This is a genomic window from Actinoplanes sp. 13 (assembly GCF_056134165.1).
Window position 1 is genome coordinate 23657 of the sequence record NZ_JBVYOQ010000016.1, and the last position, 17267, is coordinate 40923.

General features: G+C 71.9%; 16 protein-coding genes. 5 read left to right on the forward strand and 11 right to left on the reverse strand.

Features of this window, described 5'->3' with window-relative positions; translation table 11 throughout:
• Nucleotides 1-83: 83 nt before the first annotated feature.
• The 9 genes from AC0NH5_RS27070 to AC0NH5_RS27110 form a co-directional block, all read right to left on the reverse strand.
• Nucleotides 84-1331, reverse strand: a complete 1248-nt coding sequence (locus tag AC0NH5_RS27070) for an MFS transporter (RefSeq protein ID WP_474409026.1) — start codon at nucleotides 1329-1331, stop codon at nucleotides 84-86.
• A gap of 92 nt (nucleotides 1332-1423) precedes the next feature.
• Entirely contained in the window at nucleotides 1424-2293 is an 870-nt protein-coding gene (gene htpX, locus AC0NH5_RS27075) for a zinc metalloprotease HtpX (protein WP_474409028.1), read from the reverse strand.
• A gap of 88 nt (nucleotides 2294-2381) precedes the next feature.
• Nucleotides 2382-4712, reverse strand: coding sequence for an ATP-binding cassette domain-containing protein (locus AC0NH5_RS27080; protein ID WP_474409031.1), 2331 nt, complete (start codon nucleotides 4710-4712; stop codon nucleotides 2382-2384).
• Nucleotides 4713-5173: 461 nt separating this feature from the next.
• Nucleotides 5174-6709 (reverse strand): NADH-quinone oxidoreductase subunit N, encoded by a 1536-nt coding sequence (locus AC0NH5_RS27085; protein ID WP_474409034.1) that lies wholly within the window; start codon nucleotides 6707-6709, stop codon nucleotides 5174-5176.
• A complete protein-coding gene (locus AC0NH5_RS27090) occupies nucleotides 6706-8148 on the reverse strand; it encodes a complex I subunit 4 family protein (protein ID WP_474409349.1) in 1443 nt (480 codons plus the stop codon). Before AC0NH5_RS27090 ends, AC0NH5_RS27085 begins: the two co-directional genes overlap by 4 nt.
• Before the next feature lie 62 nt (nucleotides 8149-8210).
• Nucleotides 8211-10121 carry an NADH-quinone oxidoreductase subunit 5 family protein gene (locus AC0NH5_RS27095; protein WP_474409037.1) on the reverse strand — a complete coding sequence of 637 codons (1911 nt, stop codon included), beginning with the start codon at nucleotides 10119-10121 and terminating at the stop codon, nucleotides 8211-8213.
• Nucleotides 10118-10498, reverse strand: coding sequence for an NADH-quinone oxidoreductase subunit NuoK (gene nuoK, locus AC0NH5_RS27100; RefSeq protein ID WP_474409041.1), 381 nt, complete (start codon nucleotides 10496-10498; stop codon nucleotides 10118-10120). Before nuoK ends, AC0NH5_RS27095 begins: the two co-directional genes overlap by 4 nt.
• The gene (locus AC0NH5_RS27105; protein ID WP_474409044.1) at nucleotides 10498-11010 is read right to left on the reverse strand and encodes an NADH-quinone oxidoreductase subunit J family protein; all 513 of its coding nucleotides are present in this window, start codon (nucleotides 11008-11010) and stop codon (nucleotides 10498-10500) included. The genes nuoK and AC0NH5_RS27105 overlap by 1 nt, the downstream gene beginning before the upstream one ends.
• Entirely contained in the window at nucleotides 11007-11669 is a 663-nt protein-coding gene (locus AC0NH5_RS27110) for a NuoI/complex I 23 kDa subunit family protein (RefSeq protein ID WP_474409046.1), read from the reverse strand. The genes AC0NH5_RS27105 and AC0NH5_RS27110 overlap by 4 nt, the downstream gene beginning before the upstream one ends.
• Nucleotides 11670-11775: 106 nt before the next feature.
• Between AC0NH5_RS27110 and AC0NH5_RS27115 the strand changes: the two genes are divergently transcribed.
• Nucleotides 11776-12309 (forward strand): Uma2 family endonuclease, encoded by a 534-nt coding sequence (locus tag AC0NH5_RS27115; RefSeq protein ID WP_474409048.1) that lies wholly within the window; start codon nucleotides 11776-11778, stop codon nucleotides 12307-12309.
• Here the strand turns inward: AC0NH5_RS27115 and nuoH are convergent.
• Complete coding sequence (gene nuoH / locus AC0NH5_RS27120; protein ID WP_474409051.1) at nucleotides 12306-13265, reverse strand: NADH-quinone oxidoreductase subunit NuoH; 960 nt, start codon at nucleotides 13263-13265, stop codon at nucleotides 12306-12308. The genes AC0NH5_RS27115 and nuoH overlap by 4 nt on opposite strands.
• Nucleotides 13265-14014 carry an NADH-quinone oxidoreductase subunit C gene (locus tag AC0NH5_RS27125; protein ID WP_474409054.1) on the reverse strand — a complete coding sequence of 250 codons (750 nt, stop codon included), beginning with the start codon at nucleotides 14012-14014 and terminating at the stop codon, nucleotides 13265-13267. Before AC0NH5_RS27125 ends, nuoH begins: the two co-directional genes overlap by 1 nt.
• A 190-nt stretch (nucleotides 14015-14204) precedes the next feature.
• Here AC0NH5_RS27125 and AC0NH5_RS27130 point away from each other — a divergent pair, with 190 nt between their 5' ends.
• The 4 genes from AC0NH5_RS27130 (at nucleotide 14205) to AC0NH5_RS27145 (ending at nucleotide 17266) form a co-directional block, all read left to right on the forward strand.
• Nucleotides 14205-14729, forward strand: a complete 525-nt coding sequence (locus tag AC0NH5_RS27130) for an RNA polymerase sigma factor (RefSeq protein WP_474409056.1) — start codon at nucleotides 14205-14207, stop codon at nucleotides 14727-14729.
• Nucleotides 14726-15715, forward strand: coding sequence for a hypothetical protein (locus AC0NH5_RS27135; RefSeq protein WP_474409059.1), 990 nt, complete (start codon nucleotides 14726-14728; stop codon nucleotides 15713-15715). Before AC0NH5_RS27130 ends, AC0NH5_RS27135 begins: the two co-directional genes overlap by 4 nt.
• Nucleotides 15716-15776: 61 nt before the next feature.
• Nucleotides 15777-16313 (forward strand): RNA polymerase sigma factor, encoded by a 537-nt coding sequence (locus AC0NH5_RS27140; RefSeq protein WP_474409062.1) that lies wholly within the window; start codon nucleotides 15777-15779, stop codon nucleotides 16311-16313.
• Nucleotides 16310-17266: a hypothetical protein gene (locus tag AC0NH5_RS27145; protein WP_474409064.1), complete on the forward strand. Its 957-nt coding sequence runs from the start codon at nucleotides 16310-16312 to the stop codon at nucleotides 17264-17266. The genes AC0NH5_RS27140 and AC0NH5_RS27145 overlap by 4 nt, the downstream gene beginning before the upstream one ends.
• Nucleotide 17267 lies beyond the last annotated feature (1 nt).

The following is a 17267-nucleotide window of genomic DNA, read 5'->3' on the forward strand; positions in this document are numbered from 1 at the left end:
CCCTACGACATCCGGTACAAGTCAGCCCCGCCGTCGCCGATGCCGGATCGGCCGTGTGCGATCGTCACCATCCGGTGGCCCCGTCAGGCTACCTGGGAAGCGGCGGCGAGCCGGTCAGCCCGCGCCATCGACCCGTCCGGGACCGCTGCCACGGCGGCCGCCACCAGCAGCACCGCGGCCGCGAAGGCGAACGACCACGGCAGGCCGCCGGGCTGGTCGACGATCACGCCGGCCAGCGCGCCGCCGGCCGCGCTGCCGCCGACCGAGACGGTGACGATCCAGGTGTACGCCTCGTTCAGCATGCCGGCCGGCGCGATCCGGCCGACCAGGTTGTTCTCCACCGTCAGTGCGGGCGCGATGGTGGCGCCGCCGACGACCAGCGCGACACCGAGATAGAGCGGCTCCGGCATGAAGGCCAGCACCAGGAAGCTCATCGAGACCGCGGCCAGCAGCCAGGCGAACTGCCGGGGCAGGGCCATCGCCGGGCGCCGGGTGCCGAACCAGATGCCGCCGATCGCGCTGCCGACACCCCACACGCCGAGAAGCACCCCGCCGAGGGCCTCACCGCCGCCGTGCTGCGACGCGTACGCCGGGACGATGACCCCGGCCGCGCCGAACGCGACGCCGAGCGCGGCCACACAGACCAGCAGCGGCGGGAAGCCGCCGACCCGCAGCGGGCCCAGCCCCTTGGTGGTGTGCTCGGCGTGATGCGCGCCGCCGCGCCGCATCACCGGCAGCCGGGCGATCCACAGGGTCCCGGCCAGGGTCGCGACGGCGGCGCTGGCCAGGGCCGAGCCGGGCTCGCCGGTCAGCACCAGGAAAGCCGCCACCAGCATCGGGCCGAGCACGAACACCAGCTCGAACAGGGACGTCTCGGCGGCCATCGCAGCCTGGCGTAGATCGTGCCGGCCGCTGCCGACCGAGGTCATGTCGGTCCAGGCACGGCGGATCGCCGCGGACAGCGGAGGATAGGTGGCGCCGGCCACCGCACTGGCGGCGAACATCCAGCCCAGAGCATCCGCGCCACCCCGGCTGGCCAGCAGCAGGGCGCCCAGCGCGAGCGGGTGCAGCACCGCCGTGACGACCAGGATGGGTGCCGCGCCGATCCGGTCGGCCAGGCGCCCGGCGACCGGGCTCAGGGCCGCGCCGGCCAGGGCGTAGACGCCGCCGGCCAGGCCGGCCGCCGCGTATCGCCCGGTGGCCTGCTCGACCAGCAGCAGCAGGGCGAGCGGGGTCATCCCGATGCCGAGCCGGGCGAGGACGCCGATGACGAGGAGAACCCGGCCGCCCGGCAGTTGCCACACGCCAAGGTACTGACGCAACGCGGTCACGGGACGAACCTCCGGCGGTGGTCGGTAACGAGTGAAACGTCTCCCGAGGCTAACGCCGGAGGTCCGTTAACGCGCCTGAAATATGGCGGGGCTCACCGCCGGATCAGGGCCGCCTGCTGGTGCAGGCGCTGGATGCGCTCGGCCATCGGCGGGTGCGTGGAGAACAGTCCGGCGAGACCGCCGCCCCGGAGCGGGTTGGCGATCATCAGGTGCGCGGTGCTCGCCAGCCGGCCCTCGGCGGGCAGCGGCGCGCGCTGCGTACCGTAATGGATTTTCTCCAGGGCACTTGCCAGCGCAAGCGGGTCACGGGTCAGCGCGGCGCCGGAAGCGTCCGCCTCGAACTCCCGGTTGCGGCTGATCGCCAGCTGGATGATCGACGCGGCCAGCGGGCCGAGGACGAGCATGAGCAGCAGCCCGGCAGGGTTGGGGCTGTCCTCGTCGTCCGAGCCGCCGAGGAACGGCAGGAAGAAGGCCAGCTGGGCGAGCATCGTGACCATGCCGGCCAGACCGGCCGCCACGCTGGAGATGAGGATGTCCCGGTTGTAGACGTGGGACAGCTCGTGGCCGATCACACCGCGCAGCTCACGCAGGGTGAGGATGCGGGTGATGCCCACGGTCACCGCGACCGCGGCGTGCTCAGGGTCACGACCCGTCGCGAACGCGTTGGGCTGCATCGCCGGCGAGACGTACAGGCGCGGCATGGGCTGGCCGGCGTCGGCCGCCAGCTCCCGGACCATCTGATAGAGCTCCGGGAACTCCGGCTCGCTGACCGGCCGGGCGCCCATCGCCCGCAGAGCGATCCGGTCGGAGAAGAAGTAGCTGACAGCGTTCGTTCCCAGGGCGAACAACGCTGCGATGATCAGGCCGCCGCTGCCTCCGAGCCAGTAACCCACGGCCAGGATGAGGCCGGTGAGCAGACCCAGCAGGGCGGCCGTCTTGAGGCCGTTGTGGTGGCGGTGCACGATCACTCCCTTTGACTGACGGGGCTTGTGGCCCGCAGTCAAGAGAACGCCGGACACCTATGTGGTCATCCGGGAGCGCGCTGTGAGTTCACTGAACGTAGGCGGCCAGGTGCTTCCCGGTGAGGGTCGACTTCGCCGCCACCAGATCGGCCGGGGTGCCCTCGAAGACGATCCGGCCGCCGTCGTGCCCGGCACCGGGACCGAGGTCGATGATCCAGTCGGCGTGCGCCATCACGGCCTGGTGGTGCTCGACGACGATCACCGACTTGCCGGCGTCGACGAGCCGGTCCAGCAGGGCGAGCAGCTGTTCGACGTCGGCCAGGTGCAGGCCGGTGGTCGGCTCGTCGAGAACGTAGACCCCGCCCTTGTCGGTCATGTGCGTGGCCAGCTTGAGGCGCTGCCGCTCACCGCCGGAAAGCGTGGTCAGCGGCTGGCCGATGCGCAGGTAGCCGAGCCCGACGTCCACGAGGTTCCGCAGGATCTTGTGGGCCGCCGGCAGGGAATCGGCGAAGAACTCCTCAGCCTCGGCCACTGACATGGCCAGCACCTCGCTGATGTCCTTGCCGCCGAAGTGGTAATCCAGCACCGACGCCTCGAACCGCCGGCCCTCGCACACCTCGCACGGGGTGGCGACACCGCCCATCATCGCCAGATCCGTGTAGATCACGCCGTTGCCGTTGCAGTTCGGGCAGGCGCCCTCGGAGTTGGCGCTGAACAGCGCCGGTTTCACACCGTTGGCCTTCGCGAACGCCTTGCGGATCGGCTCGAGCAAACCGGTGTACGTCGCCGGGTTGCTGCGCCGCGAGCCACGGATCGCGGCCTGATCGATCGAGACCACCCCCGCGCCGGCCGGAATGGAACCGTGCACCAGCGAACTCTTGCCCGAGCCGGCCACCCCGGTGACCACGACCAGCACGCCGAGCGGAACCGTCACGTCGACGTTCCGCAGGTTGTTCTCGTTCGCGCCGCGGATCTCCAGCTTGCCGCTGGGGGTGCGGACCGTCTCCTTGATCGAGGCGCGGTCGTCCAGGTGCCGGCCGGTCAGGGTGCCGCTGGACCGCAGACCCTCCAGGGTGCCCTCGTAACAGATCGTGCCGCCCTCGGTGCCGGCGCCGGGACCGAGATCGACCACCCGGTCCGCGATCGCGATGGCCTCCGGCTTGTGCTCCACCACGAGCACCGTGTTCCCCTTGTCGCGCAGACGCTGGAGCAGCTCGTTCATCCGCTGGATGTCGTGCGGGTGCAGGCCGATGGTGGGCTCGTCGAAGACGTACGTCACGTCGGTCAGCGCGGAGCCGAGATGCCGGATCATCTTGGTGCGCTGCGCCTCGCCGCCGGAGAGCGTGCCGGCCGGGCGGTCCAGCGAGAGATAACCCAGGCCGATCTCGACGAACGAGTCCAAGGTGTGACGCAGTTTCGCCAGCAACGGGGCCACCGACGGCTCGTCCAGATCGCGCGCCCAGGCCGCCAGGTCACTGATCTGCATGGCACAGGCGTCGGCGATGCTGATGCCCTTGATCTTGGAGGACCGGGCCGCCTCGGTGAGCCGTGTGCCGTCGCACTCGGGGCACACCGTGAACGTCACCACCCGCTCCACGAACGCGCGGATGTGCGGCTGCATGGCGTCGACGTCCTTGGCGAGCATCGACTTCTGGATCGACGGGATCAGACCGGAATAGGTCAGGTTGATGCCGTCGACCTTGATCTTCGTCGGCTCTTTGTGGAGCAGGTCGTGCAGCTCCTTCTTGGTGAACTTCGCGATCGGCTTGTCCGGGTCGAAATACCCGCAGCCCCGGAAGATCCGGCCGAACCAGCCGTCCATGCTGTAGCCGGGGATGGTGAGCGCGCCCTCGTTCAGCGACTTGCTGTCGTCGTACAACGCCGTCAGATCGAAGTCGTTGACCTTGCCGCGGCCCTCGCACCGCGGGCACATGCCGCCGGTGATGCTGAAGCTGCGCCGCTCCTTCGTCGTGGTGCCACCCTTGTTGAGGGTGACCGCACCGGCGCCGGAGATCGAGGCGACGTTGAACGAGAACGCCTGCGGCGACCCGATGTGCGGCTGCCCGAGCCGGCTGAACAGGATCCGCAGCATGGCGTGGGCATCGGTGGCGGTGCCGACCGTGGAACGCGGGTCCGACCCCATCCGCTCCTGATCGACGATGATCGCGGTGGTCAGGCCCTCCAGCACATCCACGTCGGGCCGCGCCGTCGACGGCATGAAACCCTGCAGGAAGGCGCTGTAGGTCTCGTTGATCAACCGCTGCGACTCGGCGGCGATCGTGCCGAACACCAGCGAGCTCTTGCCCGAGCCGGACACACCGGTGAAGACCGTGAGCTGATGCTTCGGTATCTCGACGCTGACGTCCTTCAGGTTGTTCACCCGGGCGCCGTGCACGCGGATCACGTCCGTCTTGCTCATCAGGCGGTCTCCATCCGGATCACGAGGGCGGCGGCATAAGAGTAGGCCGGTCGGGCCTCCGGAATCAGCCCGTGAACGTTTCCGTCGGCATGCCGACCACGCTAGGCGGGAGGGTCGCCGCCGGCTTCTTGATTCGTGACAACCTCGGGGGGTACGCGCCAGGGGTCGCCAGACGCACCGGCGCGTGCCGTGGCATCCACGCGGCGGGCATGCGGCGCAAGGCCGCAGCGCGACCGCCGGGCTGAAGCTTTCGGTCACCCTCACCCACCGGCTCTGTCTTAGGTGGGTGAGGGCAGCTCGGGGAACCGGGTCTTGGTTCGCGGCTTGGTCGCAGGGCTGTGCTGGGCGTCCGGGCAGCTTCTGGCCCTGGTGAGTTGGCTGGCTGGGGGTCGCCTGCGGCGGGCTTATGCCCCGCTACAACGACCCCGTGAAACCGCCGGCCCCGGGAGCCGGCTGGGTATTCAGGACAGGGCGTCGAAGAGGGCCTGAGGGGCGAAGCCGAGAACCACGGCCACCGCCATGCCGGTGACCAGGGCGGCCGCGACCGGCCAGGGCACCGGGGCCTTCGCCGGGCCGGGCCCGTTGTAGAGCACCGCACCCACCCGGACGTAGTACGCCAGGGCGATCACCGCGTTGATCAGCACGACCCCGGCCAGCCAGGTCCAGTCGGCGTCGACCAGGGCGTCGACCACGGAGACCTTGGCGAACAGGCCCGCCAGCCCCGGCGGCAGGCCGGCCAGCCCGGCGAGGGCGAGCACGAGCGCGGCACCCGGCAGACGGGCGGTACGGCCCGCGCCACGGTAGTCCTCGACCTCGCCGCCGTCGGCGCCCGGCGGCCGCAGCGCCACCACGGCGCCGAACGCCACGAACTCCAGGACGACGAAGAAGGCCGCGTACGCCAGGGCGGCCGTCACGCCGGCCTCGCCGAGCGCCAGCGCGGCCAGGATGTAGCCGGCCTGGGCGACCGACGACCAGGCGAGCAGGCGCACCATCCGGGTCTGGCGGAGCGCCACCAGGTTGCCGACGGTCATCGTCAGCACGGCCAGGACCACGACCACCCCGCGCGCCTCCAGGCGGGAGACCACCGCGGCGAGGGCGAGGACGCCGCCCAGCTTGGAGGCGGTGGAGAGGTACGCGGCCACCGGCACCGGCGCCCCGTCGTAGGTGGCCGGTGCCCAGGCGTGCAACGGCACCGCGGCGACCTTGAAGGCCAGGCCGATCACCAGCAGCGCCACGCCCACCCCGGCCAGCTGCTGGAACGGGCCGGCGCCGGCGGTCAGCAGCTCCAGGTGGATGCCGCCGGTCGCGGCGTAGTTGAGCGCGATCCCGAGCAGCGCGATCGCCGTGGAGATCACGCTGATCAGGAAGAACGTCACGGAGGCCGAAGCCGCGGCGGAAGCGGCGGCGAAGTCAGAAGCGGAGACCGATGTGGAGGGGGAAGCGAGGGCGGCGCTGGTGGCGGTGGCCCTCGTGGTGGTGCCGCTCGTGGCGGTGGCGCTCGTGGAGGTGGGGGTGGCGCTGACGGCGGCGGGAGCCGGTGCGGACCGGCGCAGGCCCACCAGCACGTACAGCGGCAGCGTGAGCGTCTCCAGCCCGACGATCAGAGTGATCAGGTCGCCGGCATAGCCGACCACCACACCACCGGTCATCGAGCAGGCCAGCAGGAAGCAGAACTCACCGGCCGGGGCCACCCCGAGCCGCAGCGCCGGGACCGAGAATGCGAGCACCCCGGCGGTCAGCCCGGCGAAGAGCACCGCGGCGACCGCGGCGGGCCAGGCCGGCAGCCAGGAGCAGGCGCCCTCCGGGGTGCAGAAGGTGCCCGCCGCGTCGCCCACCACCAGGGCGGCGACAGCGGTGGCGACGGTGCCGAGCAGCGTCGCGCCGAGCACCGCCGCGCGCTTGCCCACGAACAGGTCGGCGAGCAGGGCGAGGATCGCGGTGCCGGCGGCGGCGTAGAGCGGGAGCAGCGCGAAGTGGCTGATCTGCTGACTGCTCACGGCGCACCTGCCAGGAGTCCGGTGATCGGTTCGGCCGTGCTCGCCAGCACGAGCGCCGGGAACAGGCCGACGGCGACCGTGAGCACGACGAGCGGCGCCCAGGCGAACCATTCGGTGAGGCTGACGGCCGGGCGCATGGCCCGGACGGCGGGGGTGGCCGGGCCGTGCGTGACCTGCCGGAGCAGGCGCAGGAAGTAGGCCGCGGTGAGGGCTCCGCCGGCCGCCGCCAGCGCGGCGAGGGTCAGCCAGTAGGGCCCGCCGGCCTGGACCGCGGCGACGACCGCGAACGCCTCGCCCCAGAATCCGGCCAGGCCGGGCAGGCCGAGCGACGCGATCGCGGCGAACCCGAACAGGCCGGCCAGCCGGGGCGCGCTCTCCCGCAGGCCGCTGAGCTGGTGGATCGAGCCGGTGCCGGTGCGATCCTTGATCGTCCCGGCCAGGAAGAACAGCAGGCCGGTGATGAGGCCGTGCGCGATGTTGCCGATCAGCGCGGCCTGGATGCCGGTCGCCGTGCCGGTGGCGATGCCGAGCAGCACGAAGCCCATGTGCCCGACGCTGGAGTAGGCGATCAGGCGTTTCAGCTCGCGCTGGCGCAGGCAGATCAGGGCACCGAAGATGATCGCGAGCACCGCGAACAGGCCGAGGACCGGCCCGGCCGCGACGGCGGCGTCCGGCGCGACGCCGAAGCCGACCCGGATCAGGCCGTAGGTGCCCATCTTCAGCAGCACCCCGGCCAGGATCACCGACCCGACCGTGGGCGCCTCGGTGTGCGCGTCCGGCAGCCAGCTGTGCAGCGGCCACAGCGGGGCCTTCACCGCGAAGGCGAGCGCCAGCAGCGTGAAGGCGAGGAACTGGACGTTCCGCGGCAGCGGCGTGGCGCCGGCCAGCTCGACCAGGTTGCCGGTGCCCGCCCGGGCCACGACGGTGACCACGCCGAGCAGCAGCAGGACCGAGCCGGCCAGGGTGTAGAGCACGAACTTGCGGGCCGCCGCACGCCGCTGCGGGCCGCCCCAGCCGGCGATCACCGCGTACATCGGCAGCAGGACGACCTCGAAGAAGACGAAGAACAGGATCAGGTCCAGGGCCAGGAACGTGCCGAGGACACCGACCTCGAGAACCAGCAGCAGCGCGGCCAGGGCGCGGCCGGAGCCGCCGTCCGGGACCTTCTTGACGGTGTACGCGCAGCAGAGCACCGTGAGCAGCCCGGTGAGCACCACCAACGGGTACGAGATGCCGTCCACGCCCAGGTGGAAGTCGAGTCCGAGCGACGGCACCCACTCGACGTGGACGTGCTGCCACGGGACGATCACCGGCGGACCGGAGGAGTACGAGGTCCACCCGTACTCCGACGGAGGGGTCAGCCCCAGCGTCAGCAGGAACGTGAGCGCGGCGAACCCGGTCGCGACGATCCGGGCGAGCCGGTCCCGTCCCCGCGGCATCAGGGCGACCACCGCGGCGCCGAGAGCGGGCGTCACCAGCACCGCCACCAACCAGAAACCGGTCACGCGAGAGCCCCCAACCACGCCACGACGCCCAGCAACAGCGCGCCGGCACAGACCGCGACCGCGGCGACCGGCAGCGCCACCCGGTGCGCCGCCGCGAACAGCCCGCCGAGACTCCGCGTCCCGGCGCCGGCGCCCATCACGGCGGCGTCCACCACGCGCTCGTCGGCGGCGGTCACCAGCCGGGCGAGCGCCCGGGCCGGCACCACGACGAGCCGGTGCTGCACCTCGTCGAGGCGGAACCCGGACGCCAGGAACGGCCCGGCCCGGCCGAGCGCGGCCGCGGGATCCACCCCGGGCACCGCCCGCCAGAGCCACCACGCGGCGCCGGCCCCGGTCGCGAGCAGCAGCATCGGCAGCGCGACGGCCACGCCGAGATGCGGATCGTCGAGTTCCAGGGCGGTGCGGAAACCGGGGGCGAAGGCGGCCAGGCCGAGCAGCGCGGACGGGATCGCCAACAGCACCAGCGGCAGGCCCATGACGGCCGGCGGGTCGTGCGGGGCGGCCGGCCGCCGGAACCGGGCGTCGTCGAAGCCGACCTCCCACGCCGGGCCGTCCGGGCCGTGCGCCCGGGAAGCCCCGAAGAACGCGCGCAGGAGCAGCCGGGCCGAGTACCACGCGGTGATGCCCACCGCGAGCAGCGCGGCCAGCCAGACCAGCCACCCGGCCCAGACCGGCACCGCCTCGCCGCCCTCGGTGGCGTGCGCGGCCGCGGTCAACACGTTCTCCTTCGACCAGAAACCGGCGAGCGGCGGCACGCCGGCCAGCGCACCGAGACCGACCACGAACGACCAGAAGGTCAGCGGCATGTGCTCGCGCAGGCCACCCATCCGGGACAGCAGGTTGGTGCCGACCGCGTGGATCACCGCGCCGGCCGCCAGGAACAGCAGCGCCTTGAAGGCGGCGTGGGTGAGCAGGTGGAACAGCGCGGCGGCGGGCGAGCCGACCGCGAGCGCGCCCACCATGTAGCCGATCTGGGAGACCGTCGACCAGGCGAGCACGCGTTTCAGGTCGTCCTGTGCGGTGGCGGAGAGCGCCCCGAGCAGGATGGTGATCGAGGCCAGCACCGCGAGGACGGCGAGTGCCGCCGGCGACTGCTGGAACAGCGGGAAGGTGCGGAAGACCACCCAGACGCCGGCCGCGACCATCGTGGCGGCGTGGATCAGCGCCGAGATCGGGGTGGGGCCGGCCATCGCGTCGGGCAGCCAGGTGTGCAGCGGGAACTGCGCGCTCTTGCCGGCCACCCCGGCGGTGAGCAGCAGCAACGCGGCGGTCAACGTGGCCGGGTCGTAGGCGTGGCCGAGCACGTCGTCGAGCCGGGCACTGCCCGCCTCGGTGATCAGCAGGGCGATGCCGAGCAGGAACCCGACGTCACCCACCCGGGTCACCAGGAACGCCTTCACCGCGGCGGCGGGCGCCTCCGGCAGCCGGCGGTCATGGCCGATCAGCAGGTAGGAGCAGGCGCCCATCACCTCCCAGCCGACCAGCAGGACGATCAGATCGTTCGCGGTCACCACCAGCAGCATCGCGCCGGTGAAAAGGCTGATCTGGGCGGCGTACGGCGCGTACCGCGGATCGTCGTGCAGGTAGGCGATCGAGTAGATCTGCACCAGCAGCGCGACCAGGCTCACCGCGACCGTCACATAGACGACCGCCGGGTTGATCGCCACCCCGAAGGTGACCGCGAGATCACCGAAGCGGACCAGCTCCACCCCGGTCTGGAACGGCTCGCCGTCCACCAGCAGCAGGCGCAGCGAGATCAGCAGAGCCAGCCCGGCGCCGGCGACGCCGACACCGGCGGAGATCCTTCGGCGGGGCCCGGCACCGTCGCCCGGCGGCAGCAGGAGACCGAGCAGACCGGCCAGCAGCGGTACGACCGGAAGCAGCGGCCCGAGGACGTCGACGCTCACCCGGCCACCCGTTCCCGTCCGGCGCCCAGCTCTCCCGGCCCGGCGCCCAGCTCTCCCGGCCCGGCGTCCAGCTTTTCCGGCCCGGCGTCCAGCCGCACCTCGTCGGTCAGCACCGCCCGCCGCATCCGGTAGTACTGCAGCACGATCGCGAGGCCGACGCCCACCTCCGCCGCGGCCAGCACGATCACGAAGAGCGCGAAGACCCCGCCGGTGTGCGCCCGCAACGACACGTCCGCGGTGATCAGAATCAGGTTCACCGCGTTGAGCATCAGCTCGACAGCCATCAGCACCAGGATCGCGTTGCGCCGGCGCAGCACGCCGTAGACGCCCAGGCCGAACAGCACCGACCCGATCACGTACGGGATGACGACGTGCATCAGGCGTCCTCCTTGCGCGCCCCGATGTCCGGCCGGGAGAGGACGATGGCCCCGACCAGCGCGGCGAGCAGCAGGATGGAGAGCACCTCGAACGGCAGCACCCAGGCGCCGAAGATCTGCTCGCCGAACCGCTCGGCGGTGCCCGGCTCCGGATCGGGAAGCTCCACCCAGCGGAAGGCGTCGACGAACAGCGCGGTCAGGCCCACCCCGACACCGCCGCCGATCAGGGCCGCGGGCAGCGCCGGGCGGTTCAAGCCGGCGGACGGGCCGATCGGGGCGCGGGTCAGCATCACCGCGAAGAGCAGCAGCACCACCACGGCGCCGACATAGACCAGCACCTGCACCCAGGCGACCAACTCGGCGCCGAGGACCAGGTAGAGGCCGGCGATCGCGCCCAGGCTGACGACCAGATAGAGGCCGGAGCGCACCAGGTGGGTGCTGGTCACGACCAGGGCTCCGGAGCCCACCGCCACCGCGCCCAGCGCCAGCAGCAGCACGTCCGCGACAGTCACTGCTCGGGCTCCGGTGCGGTGGGCTTGGGCTCAGCGGGCTCGGGTGCGGTGGATTCCGGCGCGGTGGGCTCGGAGGCGGTGGGCTTAGGTCGTACCACAGCGGGTCTTGCGGTCTTGGCGGCAGTGGCCGCACCCGGGCCCGCCGCCTTGCGCGCCGCCGTGGCCTCCTCCTTCGACGGCTCGCCGAGCACGTCGTGAGCCGGCGGCGGAGGCACCGTGCGCATCCACTCCCCCAGCCGGTCCTTGTCGTGCAGCAACGACAGGACGTCGGTCTCCGCGTACTCGAACTCGGGCGTCCAGTGCAGCGCGTCGAACGGGCAGACCTCGATGCAGATCCCGCAATACATGCAGAGGGAGAAGTCGATGTCGAAACGGTCCAGGACGTTGCGCTGCCGGGGCCGCGCCGCGCCGGGGACGACGACCTCCTCCTTGTGCGAGTCGATGTAGATGCACCAGTCCGGGCACTCGCGGGCGCAGAGCATGCAGACCGTGCAGTTCTCCTCGAGCAGCGCGATCACACCGCGGGACCGTGGTGGCAGATCGGGCTCGACGTCGGGGTACTGCTGGGTGGTGGACCGCCGCGTCATGGTCTTGAACGTGACGGCGAGCCCGTCGAGCAGGCCCTTGCCTGGCGCGATGCGATCGCCGTTCTCACTCACAAGGGGATATCCTGCCCGCTCGCGCGCCCCGATGCGACCTCGCCCCACCGGATGATTCGGGCTCGGCACCCTTGTCATCTAGTCGCTGAGCAAGTAACAACAGACCATGCGTCTGGACCGGTACCCCCCGAGCGGGGAGTGGACCGTCTCCGACATCGAGAGGTTTCCCGAAGACAATCGGCGGCGCGAGATCCTCCAGGGCGCACTGATCCTGCGGCCAGCACCGACGATCGACCACAACTCACTGGTCATGTGCCTCTTCGCGATCCTGCACCGCACATGCCCGGACCCCTATGACGTGGCGCCCGGCGTGCAGTTCAGAGTCGCCGAGAACACCGCTCTGGTGCCCGACCTCGTCGCTGTCCGGGCCGGCTGCAAGTCCGGCGCGACCACCTTCTACAACCCTGAGGACGTCGTTCTCGTCGTCGAGGTCGTCGACGAGAGCTCGCACCATCTCGATCGCGCCCTCAAACCCGCGGTCTACGCCTCCGCGGGGATTCCGCACTCCTGGCTGGCCGACTCGGCCGGGGTGCGGGTGCACCGGCTCGCACCGGATGGGCTCGGCTATCGGACGGTGCGCATGTCGGCAGGAAGACTCCGGGTGCGGGAGCCGTGGGTCATCGACGTGCCGATCTCCTAGAGCGCGATCTTCACCGCGGCGGTCAGGACCAGCTGGGCCAGGGCGACCGGAACCAGGACCAGCCAGCAGAGACGCTGGAGCTGGTCCTCGCGCAGGCGCGGAAAGCTCACCCGCAGCCAGATGATCACGAAGGACAGCGCGAAGATCTTCAGCAGGGTCCAGAGCCAGCCGAGTTGGTCCTCGACGGGTCCGTGCCAGCCACCGAGGAACAACACCGTGGTCAGGGCGGCGATCACCACGATGCCCACGTACTCGGCGAGCAGGAAGAACGCGAAACGCAGGCCGGTGTACTCGGTCATGTAACCGAAGACCAGCTCGGAGTCGGCGATCGGCATGTCGAACGGCGGGCGGCGGATCTCGGCAAGCCCGGCGATGAAGAAGACCAGCGCGGCCGGCGCCTGCCAGATCAGCCACCACGGCTGCCAGGCCTCGACGATGCCGGGCAGGCTCAGCGTCCCGGCCGCCATCGCGACGCTGGCGGCGGCGAGCACCAGCGGCAGCTCGTAACCGAGCAGCTGGGCGGCGCCGCGGACACCGCCGAGCAGGCTGTACTTGTTGGCCGAGGCCCACGCGGACATCAGCACGGCGACGACGCCGATGCCGAGCACGGCGAGGACCAGGAAGAGACCGATGTCCAAGCTCTGGGCGACGAGGCCGCCGGGTCCGAGGGGGATGGTCAACAGCACCACGAGGTACGGGAAGAGCGCCACGATCGGGGCCAGGCGGAAGACGGTGCGATCCGCGTCGCGCGGGGTCACGTCCTCCTTCTGCACGAACTTGACCCCGTCGGCGACGAGTTGCGCCCAGCCGTGGAAGGCGCCGGCGTACATCGGGCCGACCCGGCCCTGCATGTGGGCCATCACCTTGTGCTCGGCCTGGCCGACGACCAGCGGCAGGACGAGGAAGGCGGCCATCACCGCGACGACCCGGACGAGCAGATCCAGCCAGAGGGGCATCAGTCGGTCTCCCCGTCGGTCCGCGGCTGCTCGGCCTTGGGGTCACCCGGTGTGCCAGGCGTGGCGCGCGGCGCGCGAACCGGCCGGGCGGGGCGTTCGCCGGCCGGGCGGGCCGGGCGTTCGCGGCGGGCCGGTGTTTCCGGGGGTGGCACCTTGCCCTTGAGCGGGCCCCACTCGTTCGGGTCCGGGACGCCGGGCGGGCGCATCGGGGCCCGTTTCGCCGCGCCGCCCTCCGACTCGCCCGGCTCCTTCGCGCCCGGCCACGGTTTCGCCACCCGGGACGCCAGCACGAACTCCTTGCGCAACGGGTGACCCTCGAACTCCGGCGGCAGCAGCAGTGGCCGCAGTCCGGGGTGGCGGGCGAACGTGATGCCGAACATCTCGTGCGTCTCCCGCTCGTGCCAGTCCGCACCGGGATAGAGGTCCACCAGCGACTCCACCACCGGTTCCGCACGGGACACCCGGGTCCGCAGCAGCAACCCGTGCCGCCGCCGGATCGACCACAGGTGCGCGATCACCGAGAAGCCGCCGTCCAGCTCGTCCACGGCGGAGAGCCAGTCGAAGAAGTCGCAGCCCAGCGCGCCGGCGTCGCGGGCGGCCTCGGCGGCGAACCACCACCGGGCGACCGGCACGTCCACCACGGCGCGGGCGTGGCCGGGACCGCCGCCGGACACCTCCGCGGTGATGGGCCCGGAATCCTCCGTCGCCAGCAGCGCGACCAGCCGGTCACCGACCTCTTCGGGCGTCATGCTGGTCATCCTATGACCGGCGCCACCCGGCACCGGCCCCCGTCCCGCCCGCACGTGTGTGAAGGTGCGGGCCGATACGAACCCGCGGAGGTCGCTGACGAGTGTGTGAAGTTGGGGCTCGATACGAGCCGCAACTTCACACACGCAGGGGTGGGTGCAGCATCGTGGGCGGCTCGCGCGTGTAGTCCGTGTGACCGCCACAGCCGAACCGGAGGCAGCCATCACGGCTCCTGAGCGTCCGCCCACCTTCGACGAGGTGTACGCCGCGAGTTACACCGACCTCGCGGTGCAGCTCTACGCCTACTTCGGCGATCGGCAGGAGGCACAGGACGTCGCCCAGGAGGCGTTCTGCCGGGCCCTGACACGCTGGGACAGCATCGCCCGCTACGAGGACCCAGTCGCCTGGATCCGCCGGGTCGCCTGGAACCTGGCGGTCAGCCGGTGGCGCCGGGCGCGGACCGCGCTCACCTTCCTGCGCCGGCAGCGGACCGACGAGCCGAGCACCGAGGGACCGGGCCCGGAACGAGTCGCCCTGCTCGCGGCGCTTACCAAGCTGCCGTCCGGGCAGCGCCGGGCGGTGGTGCTGCGCTATCTGGCCGACCTGACCGTGGCCGAGATCGCGGAACGGGAGCGGGTTCCCGAGGGCACGGTCCGCTCGTGGCTGTCCCGGGCCCGCACCACTCTCGCCGCCGAACTGAACGGGGGTCCGCTGTGACCGACGCCCTGGACGACCTCTTCGCCGGGTTGCGCGCGGAGGCCGTACACCAGATTCAGCCGCCCGGGGCTGCGGCGGCCCGGCGGACCGTTCGCCGGCGCCGGGTCACCACCGCTGTGGCCTCGGCCGGCGCCGTGGTCCTCGCGATCGCCGGCGGCGTCGCCCTGGTGGGCGGACCGGCCGGACGGCAGGGACCACCCGTGGCCGCCACCTCCGCGCCCAGCCTGCCCACCGACCCCGCCGGCCGGGCCCGGCTCGCCCAGCGCAAGCTCACCGAAAGCGCCACCTCGGCGCCGGTGATCGACGTCGCCGCACCGGTGACCGGCGACTACCGCCGCGATCAGAAGGAGCAGTACCTGGGAAATCTGACCCTGCGGCTGGCCTGCGCCGGCGAGGGCCGGATCAGGCTGCTCGTGGAGGGCAGGCGGAACCCGACCACCGGGTGGGTGGAGGCCGCGCGGGTGAGCGTGGACTGCGCCGCCGACCCGGTCCCGGCCCAGGTGCTGTTCGCCATGACCGGCGCGAACGAGGCATACCGGTTCCGGCTGGCCGACGCGGCACAGGCAGCCGGGCGGTCCGGTTTCGCCTATCAGGTCATCACCGACACCGGCCGCCCGATCGACGCCCGGGACTGGAACGGGAACACCATGGACCCGGCCCGCACCCTCGACCTCGAGGGCCGGACGGTGCGGGCCGCGTCCTCGATGCGCACCGGAGTGATCGAGCCGTCGTTCGTGGAGGCGCCGGGCGTCGCCGCCGGCCGGTACCGGATCGCGATGGCCTGCATCGGCACGGGCACCTTCGTCCTGGAGATCCATCACCGCGGGCGTACCGTCGCCTCCGCCACGCTGCCGTGCCGGTGGCAGGCCAGCAGCAAGGAGTTCGAGGTGGGGCGGGTGGACGAGCGGGTCACCACCTTCATGGGGTACCGCTCCGGCAAGCCCGCCGACGCTCTGGTGTCCTGGGCCTGGATCCGGGAGAAGTGAGAAATCGGCGGCCGGGCCGCAACCGGCCGCCGGACGCCGGCGTGTAGTCGCTGTGACAGCGATGACCAGGCTCGGGACGGAGACGCGGATCGAGATGCGCCACGACCCGCCCGCGTTCGACGACGTCTATGCCGCGCACTACGCCGACCTGACCGTGCAGCTCTACGCGTATTTCGGGGACCGCCAGGAAGCGCACGACGTGGTCCAGGAGGCGTTCTACCGCGCGCTGGTGCGGTGGAACCGGGTGGCCGGGTACGACGATCCGGTCGCCTGGATCCGGCGGGTGGCGTGGAATCTCGCGGTCAGCCGGTGGCGGCGGGCACGAACGGCGCTGAGTTTCCTGCGCCGGCAGCGGGTCGCCGAGCCGCGGTCCGACGGGCCCGGCCCGGAGCGGGTCGCGTTGATCGCCGCGCTCGGCGACCTGCCGGACGCGCACCGCCGGGCCCTGGTGCTGCATTACCTGGCCGACATGAGCGTCGGCGAGATCGCCCAGCGTGAGGGCGTCGCCGCCGGCACCGTCAAATCCTGGCTGCATCGCGGGCGGACCGCGCTCGCCGCCCAGCTCAGCCCCACCGACAGCGCCGGAGGTGCGGAATGACCGACCAGTTGGAGAAGCTCTTCGCGGACCTGCGGGCCGAGACGCTGCCCACCGTCCGCCCGGCCGGCACGGCACCACTGCGGAAAGCTGCCCGGCGCCGGCAGGCCGTTCTCTCGGCTGCGGCCGCGGTCGCGGTGCTGGCGGTGGCGGGCCTGGTCGCCGTGGTGCGCCCGAGTGGCGGATCGGTGCCCGCGGCGGCGCCCCCGGCGATGGGTTGGTACCCGGAGACTGTGCTCGCCGAGGAGGTCACCAAGGGTCTAGGGGCCGAGAGCACGGAAGTGAGCCCGATCTTCACGGACCTGTCCCGTTCCTGGCAGCGGCAGCACGAACTGCTCGGCGGCACCTACGAGCTGCGCCTGAACTGTTTCGGGGCCGGCCAGATGTATGTCACGGCGGCGACCAGTGTCGTGCCCGGGCAGAGTCCCTGGGTTGTCGAATCCACGATCGCCTGCGAGGCCGGGTCCCGGCCGTACCTGCCGCTCGAGGTGGTGGTCCCTGAGCCGGGCGGCCGGCTGACCCTGACGATCGAGCCGGAGGTGTCCGGAGCGGACCGGGCAGTCGTCGGGTACGCGCTGGTGCTGAGCCAGAAGGACAGATCCCGATGGCAGCAGGCCGCCACGGACGCTCTCGGTCCGAAGAGGAGCACCCACCTGGGCGGCGGCTCCCAGTTCCTCGTCGAGAGCGGCACCGGTTACGAGGACCGCGCCATCGAACCGGGCCGGTACCGGGTCCGGGTGGTCTGCCTGGGCTTCGGCGCCGTCACCCTCGTCGCCGGTTCCGGCCGGGACGGGGACAGCAAGACATTCGACGAGGTCACGGCGCGGTGCTCGCCGGAGGAACCACAGGAGGCATCGGTGACCTACGCCGCCACGCACGGCCTCTTTTACGACATCGTCCCGGACCCCCAGGCGGGAGACGGCAGCGCGGTGGCGACGGTCCTCGAGCGTTACTGAC

Excerpts from the sequence above, each read along its gene's own strand:
- AC0NH5_RS27080 (WP_474409031.1), bottom strand. The coding sequence starts at position 4,712 with ATGAGCAAGACGGACGTGATCCGCGTGCACGGCGCCCGGGTGAACAAC.
- AC0NH5_RS27090 (WP_474409349.1), bottom strand. The coding sequence starts at position 8,148 with ATGCCGCGGGGACGGGACCGGCTCGCCCGGATCGTCGCGACCGGGTTC.
- nuoK (WP_474409041.1), bottom strand. The coding sequence starts at position 10,498 with ATGCACGTCGTCATCCCGTACGTGATCGGGTCGGTGCTGTTCGGCCTG.
- AC0NH5_RS27115 (WP_474409048.1), top strand. The coding sequence starts at position 11,776 with ATGCGTCTGGACCGGTACCCCCCGAGCGGGGAGTGGACCGTCTCCGAC.
- nuoH (WP_474409051.1), bottom strand. The coding sequence starts at position 13,265 with ATGCCCCTCTGGCTGGATCTGCTCGTCCGGGTCGTCGCGGTGATGGCC.
- AC0NH5_RS27125 (WP_474409054.1), bottom strand. The coding sequence starts at position 14,014 with ATGACGCCCGAAGAGGTCGGTGACCGGCTGGTCGCGCTGCTGGCGACG.
- AC0NH5_RS27140 (WP_474409062.1), top strand. The coding sequence starts at position 15,777 with ATGACCAGGCTCGGGACGGAGACGCGGATCGAGATGCGCCACGACCCG.
- AC0NH5_RS27145 (WP_474409064.1), top strand. The coding sequence starts at position 16,310 with ATGACCGACCAGTTGGAGAAGCTCTTCGCGGACCTGCGGGCCGAGACG.